Here is a 12,651-nt window from a genome sequence, read left to right on the forward strand (position 1 = left end):
TGGTTTTATATTGCATGTATTCAATCTAAATATCATAGTAAGTTATTGATATTTAGATTGATAAAAATAATGGTACTTGATTTGCTTATAGCAGTTCGCAATTCATTAATTATTAATTTTATTAAAGGTTTTTATATGCTAAAACAAATTAACTTATTTGATTTTAAATCGGAACGGATTCGTATTTTACATTTTACGTGGTTTGCATTTTTTACCACTTTTTATATTTGGTTTAATCATGCCCCTTTAATGGGTTCTATGAGAGCCGCTTTAGATTTAACCGATCAACAAGTTAAAGTATTGTTAATACTCAATGTCGCGCTGACCATTCCTGCACGCATTATAATCGGTATGTTAGTGGATAAATTTGGTCCACGTATTTTGTATTCTCTATTACTAGTAATTTCAGGTGTACTCTGTATTTTATTTTCCATGGTACAAACTTATGAGCAACTTGCCTTGATGCGTTTTCTATTAGGCTTTGTTGGGGCTGGATTTGTGATTGGTATTCGTATGATTGGCGAATGGTTTCCGCATAAACAACTTGGACTGGCCGAGGGTCTGTATGGAGGTTTGGGTAATTTTGGTTCTGCTGCCGCTTCTGTAACTTTGCCAACTGTTGCGATTATTTTAACTAATTATATTGATGCAGAAAATGGCTGGCGTTACTCTTTAGCATTGAATGGTGTGATAGCACTAGTTTATTCTGTAATTTATTTTATCAATGTAACAGATACGCCAAAAGGTTCAACATATTTTAAACCTAATAAAACCGGCGCTATGGAAGTCACAACTACCAAGGATTTTGTACTTTATTTGATAATGAACATTCCTTTGTATCTAGCTTTAGCAGTTTTAGCATGGAAACTTTCACCTGTTAATTTAGGCTTGTTAAATCAAACATATACTAATGTTATTTATCTGATGTTAGTAGCTACTTATATCTATCAAACATATCATGTTTATCGAGTCAATAAACATATTTTTACAGAAGCTGTACCTGAAATTCATCGTTATCAATTTAAACAAGTTGCCATTTTAAATTTAGCATATCTCTGTACCTTTGGTTCTGAATTAGCAGTCATATCTATGTTGCCCCTATTTTTCTTGGATACTTTTGGTATTTCTCAAATAATGGCTGGTTTATTAGCTGGAAGTTATGCTTTTATTAATATAGTTGCACGCCCCACTGGAGGTTTTGTCAGTGATAGATTTGGACGTAAACGCACTTTAATGATTTTATTAACGGGCTTAGCAGGTGGTTACTTTTTGATGAGTCTTATTAATTCTGAATGGTCATTATTCTTCGCTGTAGTAATCGTAATGTTTTGTTCATTATTTGTTATGGCAGGTGCAGGTGCTGTATTTGCAGTAGTTCCGCTGATTAAAAGACGTATGACTGGTCAAATTGCAGGTATGACAGGAGCTTATGGTAATGTAGGTGCAGTTATATATTTAACTATTTTATCTTTTGTTCCGGCTAGTACGTTTTTTATAGTTATTGCTTCTTCAGCATTAATTGTAATGGTCTTTGTGTTTTTATTTTTTGAAGATCCAAAAGGGCAAACAGCAGAAGTTTTGCCAGATGGTACAGTGCAAATGATTGATGTAGGTTAAAATGTCAAAACAAAAATTACAAAGTAAAGACCTGACAGGTTTTTAAAACCTGTCAGGTCTGAAAGATATTAATACACAAACATATAATATCATACTATACTATAATATAGCGATAAATTCAATTATAGTGGCAAAAGCTAGGAATATTTTACTTAATGATTTTAAAAAACATTAAACTAACTAATTTTCGTTGTTTCAATGAATTATTCATTGAATTACATCCACGCCTAAATGTTTTTGTTGGAAAAAATGGTCAAGGTAAAACCGCTATTTTAGATGGTATTGCCAGAGGATTAGGACGAATTATAACCGAATTAGGCGTTTCAGGCATTGGTTTTAAAGATACAGATCTAAGAAAAAAATCTACTGAAGAAACAGCAGAATTTGTACAAGTTCAATTGGAAACTACTGAAAACATTGTTTGGAGTATTTCCAAAAAACGCAAATACCCTAAACCAGCTACAATTCCAAAAGGAACTGGCTTAAAGCAACTATCAACATTTCTAAAAAGCTTGATTGAAGATTTTGAAAAAGATAAATCAACAACATTACCAATATTTGCTTATTATGGCACTAACCGTGCCGTGCTTGACGCAACTATTGAACGTAGGCGACATCAAAGCAAAAACTTTTCACCTTTTGAAGCCTATAGTCACTCACTTGATGCAGTCAGTAGATTTAAAAGTGCTTTAGCATGGTTTGATGCAATGGAAACAGATGAACTAAAACTAAAACAAAGCCATCAAGACTTTAATTACCGTTTACCCATATTACAAACCGTTAGAAATGCAATAACATCCATGATGCCTGAATTTTTTAATCCACGTATCAGCACTCATCCACTTCATTTCATAGTCTCATGGGATAGAGGAAATGGTGTAATTGAAGAATTAAGACTAGAACAACTAAGCGACGGATATCGCACCATGCTAGCTTTAGTAATAGACTTAGCGCGGCGCATGGCACAAACTAATCCCCATATTGAAGATCCTTTACAATCAGAAGCAATTGTTTTAATAGATGAAATAGATTTACACCTTCACCCAGAATGGCAACAAAAGGTTTTACCTGATTTACTCAAAACTTTTCCAAAAACGCAATTTATAGTAACAACACATAGCCATCAAGTGCTAACCACAATAAAAAAAGAAAATCTGCATATTTTAGAATGGAATTCAGAAAATGATGTGAATGTGTATAAGCCGCTAACCAACTGCTATGGCGCAGAAAGTTCACGCATATTAGAAGAAATTATGAATGTGCCATCTCGCCCAGAAAGTCGCATTGAAGAAGTCCATAAACTTTATGAATATCTGGATTTAGTTAATCAAGGTTATTTTGATAGCAAACGGGCGCAGGAATTACGTCAAGAAATTGAACCCATTTTTGCTGATGATTCTGCCCTAGATATTGCTGATAGAGTTATTCGCCGACATAAAATCTTAGGAAAATGAGATATATAAAAAAAGGAAGTGAAGCACCTTACTATTTGGAACAAGCGCGATTAAAAAATCTGATACCGCCAAACCCTGAAAAGGCTTGGAAAAATTTTGCTTATAAGGAAGAACTATGCAATTATTTTTTAGAACCTACACAATACTACATTTGTGCTTATTGTGAAATTAGCTTGAATGAATTAGGAAAGCACATTGAACATATCAAACCAAAAAGTAAGTATCCAGAACAAACTTTTAATTATCAAAATCTTGTATTATCTTGCATTGATGATAAACAGTTAAAGAATCTACCACGACACAAGCAAAGTTGTGGACATTACAAACTAAACAATTATGACCCTTTATTATTTATATCTCCATCAGAACCCACTTGTAAAGATTATTTTTGGTACAGACAAAATGGCGAAGTGATTCCTCATCCTAATTTGACACAATCACAACAAGAACGAGCGCGTTACACTATTGATTTATTAAATCTGAATAATTTACGTTTAGTAAGACGGCGACGTATTCTGATTGAAGAAACGATAATAGAAATTGATAAATTGTTAGATGATTTAGAGGCACTTCACCACTTTGCCGACTGTGATTTATCTTTGACAAATAACCGCCTACAAGCTTTTCATTCTGTTAGACTGCAATATTTTGGCGCGATTGGAGAACAAATTATACAACAGTCAGGCTTATAATGCAGCAAACAAATGAATTACTTTAATTACTGATAGATCAAATGTAATAAAAAAGACAAACAAAGTTTTATTTTGTAATAAAGCATACAAAAAACCTTTAATAAGATATATAAAATTAAATTATTAATGGTACTTGATTTGCTAATAGCAGTTCGCAACTAATTAATTATTAATTTTCTTACAGGTTTTATATGCTAAAACAAATCTCAATTACAATTGGTCAATATTCAGAAGCTGGGCGTAAACAAATAAATCAAGATGCTTTTGGGGTTTTTTCTCCGCCTGAACCTTTATTAAGCACTAAGGGGATAGTTGCTGTAATTGCTGATGGTGTCAGTTGCAGTGAAGCTGGTGATCAAGCTAGTAAAGCTGCTGTTGAAAATTTTTTAAATGATTATTTTAGCACTCCTGAATCGTGGACAGTTAAAACTGCTGGTCAAAAAATTTTAACTGCCATGAACAGTTGGTTATATGGACAAGGTTATCATCTTTATGGCACTAATAAGGGTTTAATTACAACTTTAAGTGCTTTGGTGATTAAATCTACTAAGGCTTATTTATTTCATATTGGTGATAGTCGCATATATCGGTTACGCGAAGGCAAACTAAAATGTTTAACTCAAGATCATCGTATTCAAGTTTCTAAAGACAAGCAATATTTATCTCGTGCATTAGGTATAGAGCTTCATTTAAAAATAGATTATCGAGAACTTGCAGTTGAAGAAGGTGATCAGTTCATTTTTGTTACTGATGGTGTATATGAATATGTAACTGACAACTTTATTCTTGAGTCAATCATTGAAAATGATTTAAATCAAGCCTGTGAAAAACTTAGTAAACTAGCTTTTTCTAATGATAGTCCAGATAATCTGACTTGCCAAATTGTACGTGTCGATAATTTACCAACACAAGATATTGATGGTTTTTATCAGCAATTAACCGAGTTACCTTTTCCACCAGCTTTAGATCAAGGTATGATTTTAGATGGTTATAAAGTTATACGTGAATTATATGCAAGTAATCGCACTCAATTATACTTAGCTGTTGATCAAGAGACAAATAAAAAGCTAGTTCTAAAAACTCCATCAATGAACTTTGAAGATGATCCTGCCTATATTGATTTATTTCTGCATGAACAATGGGTAGGTAAACGCATAAATCATCCACATGTGATGAAAGTTTATGAACATAAAAAACATCGTAAATTTTTATATTCTGCCACTGAATATATAGAGGGGCAAACTTTACGTCAGTGGATGAATGATCATCCTAAAGCCAGCTTAGTTGAAACTAGGGAAATTGTAAATCAAATTAAAAATGGCTTACGGGCTTTTCATCGTATGGAAATGATTCATCAAGATATTAAACCAGAAAATATCATGATAGATCAAGATGGTACAGTAAAAATAATAGACTTTGGTTCTACCAAAATTGCTGGTTTAGAAGAAATTACAACTCCTTTGGAAAGAATCAGTTTATTAGGAACCAAAAACTATACAGCTCCAGAATCTTTATTAGGTTATAGCGGTAGCACGCAAACTGATATATTTGCGCTGGGTGTGATTACTTATGAAATGCTAACTGGTAAACTACCTTATAAGAACAAATTGAATTATATTTCAGCTTCATCAATTCCAATATGGGTAGATAATGTATTAAGAAAAGCAGTTCATCCAGATCCAAAAAAACGTTATGATACTGCGACTGAATTCATTAAAGCACTGGATAAACCTACTAGCAGCCAATCTAGTTTTATATTAGATAAATCTTTTTGGAAACGTAGTGCGGTTATTTCTTTTATGCTGAATTTGATCTTGATTTTATTGGTTTTGATTTTATTAGATTGAATACATCAGTAATTAAAAATACCGTCGAATCAATTCAACCTGAAAACGATAAGCATTTTTTCCAGTTGCTTCTATTAATTCGCGTTGTAATAAATTCGCTTTACTAGCTTCAAAGTCTTCTGGAAATTGTGCTTGCAATTCTGCTTCGCTTACTATTGCTGCCTCTCCCTTTGCTGCTATATATTTTAACATCGCTAGAGCCGTTTTGGTTTTTACTTGACTATTACGAATATCAGACAAAAAGAAGCCTCCATTTTGTAATGCTCCCGGTATTGCTGCTTCAACGTCGCTGATTTGAACCAAATGGCGTATGCTAATATCTTGTTTGTTTTTTAAGTTGACTATTTCTGAACATAATAATTGTGTTAAAGCTGGATGCCCGCGCGTAATAGTTAATACTCGTTGACTAGCATCTTCTTCATAACAAAGAGTAAAATTTGGTATTGGTTGTGTTATTAATTGTAAAGCTTCTTCAGTTTCTAAGTAACTTATATGCACTGTTTGTACATTTATTAAATAACTCGCCCAACGTTCAAATTCGTCTATCGAACTTGAATCAGATAATAACATTTTAATTCGTGGGCGATGTTGAATTATATGACGAAACATACCAAGCACTAAAGCTTCATCTAATAAACCTTTGGCTAACACAAAGTCTAAAACACTAAATTCATCTAACATCAATAAGAATGTTTGGTTTTCATCAAGCTCTTGTTCTATTTCATCTAACCATTCATCAAAATAACTAAAAGGATCTTCAGTTAATTTTTCGCGTGTTAAAACTGGTAAAATTATTTTACGATGACGCTTTGCTGAATTCAACATTGCGCGACTTATATTATATAAAAATCCTGCAAAGTCTTTTGATGAAGCAGGAGGACCTTGCAAATCAACAAATAAAGGTATCATGTTAGTAGGTAATAATTTACTTAAATTATTTAGTAACGAAGTTTTACCTGTTCGACGTTGTCCATACAAAAATAACGGTGGGCGACGCTTATCTAATAATAAACGTTCAATACGTTCACTAATACCACTACGTCCAACAAAAATTTCTTGATCTTCTGTTAGCGGAAGAGCTATAACATAAGGATTTATTATTTCTTGATTTGCTTCTACAATCTCACTAAGTACTTTCAGATGATCTGCTATAGTATGTCGCCATGTTTCAGCAATCGGACGAAATCGTATTGCATATGCCTCAGAAGAACGAGTTAATTCTCGTAATAAACCATCTAAACTTGCTTCAACTTTGTTCAAAACAAGTCTCTGATTATATTTGCTTTTTTGTTCTAATGCTGCTTGAACATCAAGACTAATACGACTAAAACTACGCAATAATGCACTGGTAGAACCTTCTAATTCACCTGCCGCTAATTTCAGATGTGCTTTACTGATTCCCTCAACACAACTATTATTTTGCAAACGTCTAGCATCTAATTCGATTTGCGCCTCTTTTGCAGCCCAAGCTTGTGAATTTACACTTAAATACTCAATAGCATTTTTACCAACTCTTGGATAACGTTCTGTTATTTTTACTAAAAAATTTTCTAAACCATATAAAGGTATATATTGTAATTCATCCCAAAATGCCGAATGCCAACGAATCATACGACTAGTTTTACGTCTCTCGTAAGCGCGACAAATAAATATATTCCATACCGCTTCAAAAGGATACAATAAAAATGGTCGCCACCAATTAACCGTTAAACCAGCTACCAGAGCTAATATTGTCCAAGGTAGAATAGTGGTTAAAGCATAAGATTGCGTAATAATTGCAAAAACTACATAAGTACCACCACTACCTAAAATCCCAGCTAAAATACCTGCCCAAGTATTGGCAATCTTTGTTGCTAATACATAAGGAAATGCAAATAATAATATATAAAGCATAGCATTTTCGATTCCGCCATGAACACCGATCAATATAGGATTACTAAAATAGTTTTTTAGCCAAGTAAATATAGTCAATAATAACAAGGCAGATACACCAATCAATAAAGCTGGCTTCCAACGCAAAGTTAGCAAAGCCCAAATAATCGTGATAGCAAATCCAAATAAAACAGCAATCATGCCATCATAAGCCATAACATACATATTAGTACTTAGCATTAAAGCGGCACGAGGAGCTAAAATACTAACTACAAAAGCGATGATAAAAATTGCAATTGCACTAACAAATATACCAATGGTAACACTGCCAATTTGATGATAATATTTCTGAGCATTAGTAGTTTTGTTGGTGTTGAGCATAATAGTAGCGGCACAACTAGCAGTAAAAATAGCTAAAATAATAGTATAAAAACTTCTGCTATCATGACTTTGAAATAGATTAATTGCATCAGTAGTATTTAATAATACAGCTATAGCGATATTTTCTACCATATTAAAAACTACTAATTGCTCAAGCTGATAATCACCCATAGCCATTGGAATACTTAACAATAATCCTGCCATAGCTCCTGCAATAATGCCAAAAGCTACTGAAATCAGCATACTGCTTAAAAATCCACCAACAGCCACCAGAAATAAAGTATAGCAACTGATTAAAATTAATTTATCGCTAGGCGTAGATAATAACATCAGCACTATTGCAACAATAGCAGTAATCCACACGCCCCATAAAGCATGACCTAAAATCAATAACTTCTGTAAATCATAATTTCGCCAATGCTGTAATTTTAAATTAGCTAAGGCAAAATTAGGGGCTAAATCAGAATCAATATTTGTGATATAGCGTCGCCAAGCTGAAGGTTTAAAAACTAACCAAAAAATGATTAAAAAACTATCTAACACTAAATTTTTTTTCATAATAAATAACGATAACGTTTTATAGCTTGTAAGGCTTCAAGCTTCCAAGCGTTATCTTTTTGACCCTCTTTTAAGGCTGTAAAACGTGAATGACAAATCATTTGTAATAAAAATGGCCATTTAGCACTTTTATTTATGATCCACTCAATATCTTTTTTATCAAAAATTTGCGGAATACTAGAGATAAAATCTAAAGCTTCATCTTCTGTAAATGGATTCAAATTCAAAAGATGTCCAAAAATATTAAAAAAAGGTGAGGGCTGACCATCATCTTGTAACATGTCTTCAGGAGCTTTGTGTGCGGTTAATACATAACCTAATTTGCCACCACAACCTAAAGAACGCATTCCCCACCAAAAATTATCATCTAAATCAGGAGAATCAAAACCCATTTTAATTTCGTCTAATAAAATGATTGTTGGAATATCTAAGTATTGATCTATTATGTCTGTAAAAGCAAATAAATCACATGGTTGAGGAGTAGGCAAGCCGATTTTGGATAAAATATGTTGTAACAAACTTTCTTGATAGCACATACGTGCATCTTGAAAATCTATATACACCCACTGATTTAGTGGTTTAATCCAATCATTACGCTGATTAGGGCGTAAATCTTTAGATGGAGTGTCAATGATACGGCTCAGATAATGTAATAAAGAAGTTTTACCGCTGCGTTTTACGCCAATAATCCCGATATGTTGTAAAGGAGGAGATCTCCAAACATCAAAAATACGTTTTAATATCTGTTCACGTCCAAAAAATTGTCGAGGAGTCGTAATCGGTAATCCTATTACAAAAGGATTATTATCTGTTTTAGTCGGTGCTAAAGATTCGGAGAAATTCATGGATAAATTATTTATTTGTAATATAATGTTAATAGAAGTATATGAAAATTCACAATAGGAATAAAACAATGTCCAGACTAATTATATTATTATTATTAACATTTGCTACTGTAAATGTTACACAAGCGGCTAATATGGTCGTGATTAATTCTAACGATACCAACTTATTTTCTAAGGGTAAGCTACTGAATACTGATATTTCACACAATATACCAGCGAAGGTAAAAATAACAGTTGTATTTGAAAGTGGTAGCGTCAAAACGGTGATTGGACCTTATTCACAGCCACTGAAAGACCCTTTAGCTGTTAATGATCCTAAATTAGTCATTACTTTAGCAAACTTTTTGAAAAATAAATCAATTTTTCGTTCTCGTGGAGAAGATCCTAGCTACCCTTGGTTAGTTGATGTAAATACTACTAAACGTTTTTATTGTATTGCACCTGCATCTAATGTGATATTATCAAGACCACAAAGTGATAGCCAAAGTGCTAGTACTTTGTTAATTAAACATACTCGCACTGATAAAGTAGTAATAGTTAGATGGCCAGCTCATAAGACGAGTTTAAATTGGCCTTCAAGCTTACCAGTGAGATATGGTGACACTTATAAAATAGAAGTGAAAACTCGTAGTAATTCTTCAATAAAGAAATTGGTATTGCACCAATTACCTAACGGTTTACCTACGAATTCACATAAAGTTGTGTGGATGGTAGGTAGAGGTTGTATTCGAGAAGCTAGTCAATTGTTATCAAGATTGTGGTAAATCATTTATGAAATTAAAATTAATTATTCCAATAATATGTTTAAGTATTACTAGTAGTTGCACTAATAGTAATAATACTGAACAGGAACCAGTAAAAGTTGCTGCTGCTGCTGTGATTGTTAATACACCTGAACCTAAACCTGAACCAACTCCTCCAATAGTAGTAGCAACAGCACCTGTTATGCCTGAACCTAAAACCGAACCATGTGAGAAAAGATCCTTTGATAATAAAATTACTGTAGATATATCAGAACAAAAATTACATTTGTATTGTAATTATAGCAATGGCAAGCAAGAAGTAAAAACTTATCAAGTATCAACATCGAAATATGGAATAGGAAGTGCTGCTGGCAGCAATAAAACTCCATTAGGATTACATAGGATTAAAAATAAATTCGGCGATGGTGCGCCACAAAATACAATTTTTAAAGCGCGTCGTAACACAGGTAAAAAAGCAATAATAAATAAACCCAACTCTGGTGATTTAGTTACAACTCGTATTATGTGGCTAACTGGTTTAGAACCGGGTAAAAATTCAGGGCGTGGAATAGATTCTTACCGACGTTATATTTATATTCATGGCACCGGAGAAGAAAATAAAATTGGTCAAGTAGCGTCACATGGTTGTATCAGAATGTTTAATACAGATGTTATTGATTTATTTGATCGCGTTGATGAAGGTACTAAGGTTGAAATTATAAGATAGAAAAAAACCTGACAGGTTTTTAAAACCTGTCAGGTTTATATAATCGTGAAATTATCATTTCAGTTTGTTGACACGAATTAACTTATTATCTAATGGTGCTTGTATAATTAATTGAGCTTGAATTCTATTAGCTAGTTCTAATGGATGTCGGTGATCTTCTCGACATACAATTATGCCAGCATGTTTAGTGACTATTTTATGTAACTTTATAAAGTCATACCTATTTTGAGTTATTACCGCTCGTTGTTGCTGAGTAGCATACGCCAATACTTGGGGATCAGAAATGCGTTGATTGGCTTGCCCAGCTTCATGAGCTGTTAATACATCATGATTTAATTTTCTTAGTTCCTCTACTACAGACTGAGGAAAATTTTCATCCGCATATAATCTAATTATCATCATTTTGAACGGCTATTGCTTGATTAATTTCGTTTTTATGGTCTTGATAATAATCCCATGCTGCTTTTAAATCCATTAAAGTTAAACTAGGATAATCTTTCAGTAATTCTTGATCTGTTGCACCTTGTGAATGAAGAGAGACTAGCATCCACACTGGAATACGAGTATCACGAATACAAGCATTACCTCCACACACATCTGGCGTATGTTGAATAAATGTTTCCGTTTTAGAAGCTTTTGGCGGTGATATTTCAGTCCAAAACAGTATGACTTCTTCTACAATTAGTTTTAATCTTTGTTGTTGCCTCTCTGAACTATTGATATAGGCTTGAGCCACTTTCTCATTTATATCTTGGAGTTGTAATGTTGCCATGTTAATTATCCTTTAATGCTTTATTTATCTCAACATTGTAACATAGTTTAAAACTAAGAATAGTATTCAAAAAAATATAAAAAAACGACATTAAGTCGTTAATTTATATCCAAAATATGATATAATATGCACATATCATTAATGCCTTTCATGGGAAGCTCATAATATGAATATAACCAATTCTGATCCACAAACTATTCAAGTTGCGTTTGCAAAATTACGTGCAGATTATCAGCTTGAATCTGCTAAAGTAGCAACCAAAGAAAATCTTGCAGCACGCCAACAAGATAAAATCTTGGTAAAACAAGCCGCTGCTTATACAGCTGATAATATTTTTCAAGTCTTAGCTAAATTACAAGCAAATTTTGGTCAATCCATTGATGGATTGACCAAAGATATGACTACTGAAGCTGAAAAATTAACACAGATTTCTAAAGCTATTAAAGTCGAAAATCAGCGTTTAACTAGTTTGAACCATATCAAAATTGCGGCTGAAGCTTTAAATATTTTGCAACAACAACATCAACAAGCCTTACAATCCCTCGATAAAGATTATCTGCAACGCAATGAGTCTCTCGAACTCAAAATGACTCAACAACGCGATATTTGGCAACAACAACAGCAACAATTTGAGAACAGCAAAACCAAACAACATGGTCAGCAAGACCAAAGTCGGCATAATGAGGAAGAAGAATACGAATATAAGTTAAAACGTCAACACACAGAAACTAGTGATAATTATGAAAAACAGCAACGGGATTTAGAACATCAATTGGCTGAATCTGAGCGTTTGAAGGAAAAAGATTGGACTACACGTGAACAATTTCTGGAAAAACATCAAGCAGAGTTTGCCGAATCTCAAACTAAAGTTGAATCCATACCTAAAGAAATTGAAGAGGCTAGTAAGAAAGCTCGTGAGAAAGCGATTCGAGATAACACTAAATATGCCGAAACTCAAGCCACTCTTTTGCAAACTGAACAAGCATCCCAACGTAAAAGTTTTGAATTAAGGATTGCATCTTTGAACCAGATAGTTGCCGAGCAAAAAACGCAAATTGCTCAGTTAAACGAACAATTAACTGCCGCCGCACAACAAGTACAGCAATTGGCAATGACCGCAGTATCCAGTACAGGAGTTTAACC

General features: G+C 33.2%; 11 protein-coding genes. 7 read left to right on the forward strand and 4 right to left on the reverse strand.

Going from position 1 to position 12,651, the window contains the following annotated elements; translation table 11 throughout:
* Positions 1-135: 135 nt before the first annotated feature.
* From BHU68_RS01585 to BHU68_RS01600, 4 genes are all read left to right on the forward strand, one after another.
* Positions 136-1,617 carry a NarK family nitrate/nitrite MFS transporter gene (locus BHU68_RS01585; protein WP_069469853.1) on the forward strand — a complete coding sequence of 494 codons (1,482 nt, stop codon included), beginning with the start codon at positions 136-138 and terminating at the stop codon, positions 1,615-1,617.
* Positions 1,618-1,772: 155 nt separating this feature from the next.
* A complete protein-coding gene (locus BHU68_RS01590; RefSeq protein WP_069469699.1) occupies positions 1,773-3,071 on the forward strand; it encodes an AAA family ATPase in 1,299 nt (432 codons plus the stop codon).
* Positions 3,068-3,763, forward strand: coding sequence for a retron system putative HNH endonuclease (locus BHU68_RS01595; protein ID WP_069469700.1), 696 nt, complete (start codon positions 3,068-3,070; stop codon positions 3,761-3,763). The genes BHU68_RS01590 and BHU68_RS01595 overlap by 4 nt, the downstream gene beginning before the upstream one ends.
* Positions 3,764-3,954: 191 nt before the next feature.
* Positions 3,955-5,610 carry a bifunctional protein-serine/threonine kinase/phosphatase gene (locus BHU68_RS01600; protein WP_069469701.1) on the forward strand — a complete coding sequence of 552 codons (1,656 nt, stop codon included), beginning with the start codon at positions 3,955-3,957 and terminating at the stop codon, positions 5,608-5,610.
* 12 nt (positions 5,611-5,622) lie between these two features.
* On the opposite strand, the gene BHU68_RS01605 is transcribed toward BHU68_RS01600, so the two are convergent.
* Both BHU68_RS01605 and BHU68_RS01610 read right to left on the reverse strand, forming a co-directional pair.
* Positions 5,623-8,421, reverse strand: a complete 2,799-nt coding sequence (locus tag BHU68_RS01605) for an MFS transporter (protein WP_069469702.1) — start codon at positions 8,419-8,421, stop codon at positions 5,623-5,625.
* The gene (locus BHU68_RS01610) at positions 8,418-9,266 is read right to left on the reverse strand and encodes an ATP-binding protein (protein WP_141698852.1); all 849 of its coding nucleotides are present in this window, start codon (positions 9,264-9,266) and stop codon (positions 8,418-8,420) included. Before BHU68_RS01610 ends, BHU68_RS01605 begins: the two co-directional genes overlap by 4 nt.
* A 68-nt stretch (positions 9,267-9,334) precedes the next feature.
* Between BHU68_RS01610 and BHU68_RS01615 the strand changes: the two genes are divergently transcribed.
* Together BHU68_RS01615 and BHU68_RS01620 are read left to right on the forward strand one after the other, a co-directional pair.
* Complete coding sequence (locus tag BHU68_RS01615; protein WP_069469704.1) at positions 9,335-10,030, forward strand: hypothetical protein; 696 nt, start codon at positions 9,335-9,337, stop codon at positions 10,028-10,030.
* A gap of 7 nt (positions 10,031-10,037) precedes the next feature.
* The gene (locus tag BHU68_RS01620; protein WP_253180952.1) at positions 10,038-10,736 is read left to right on the forward strand and encodes a L,D-transpeptidase; all 699 of its coding nucleotides are present in this window, start codon (positions 10,038-10,040) and stop codon (positions 10,734-10,736) included.
* A gap of 54 nt (positions 10,737-10,790) precedes the next feature.
* Here BHU68_RS01620 and BHU68_RS01625 read toward each other — a convergent pair whose 3' ends face one another.
* Together BHU68_RS01625 and BHU68_RS16205 are read right to left on the reverse strand one after the other, a co-directional pair.
* On the reverse strand, positions 10,791-11,138 hold the full coding sequence (locus BHU68_RS01625) for a DUF5615 family PIN-like protein (protein ID WP_216092592.1): 348 nt from the start codon (positions 11,136-11,138) through the stop codon (positions 10,791-10,793).
* Positions 11,125-11,508, reverse strand: coding sequence for a DUF433 domain-containing protein (locus BHU68_RS16205; protein ID WP_083234176.1), 384 nt, complete (start codon positions 11,506-11,508; stop codon positions 11,125-11,127). Before BHU68_RS16205 ends, BHU68_RS01625 begins: the two co-directional genes overlap by 14 nt.
* Positions 11,509-11,674: 166 nt before the next feature.
* On the opposite strand from BHU68_RS16205, the gene BHU68_RS01635 reads away from it, so the two are divergent.
* The gene (locus BHU68_RS01635) at positions 11,675-12,649 is read left to right on the forward strand and encodes a hypothetical protein (protein ID WP_069469705.1); all 975 of its coding nucleotides are present in this window, start codon (positions 11,675-11,677) and stop codon (positions 12,647-12,649) included.
* Positions 12,650-12,651: the final 2 nt, after the last annotated feature.

The sequence above is a fragment of the Candidatus Marithrix sp. Canyon 246 genome, from assembly GCF_001723685.1.
In the GTDB taxonomy this organism is placed as follows: Bacteria; Pseudomonadota; Gammaproteobacteria; order Beggiatoales; family Beggiatoaceae; genus Marithrix.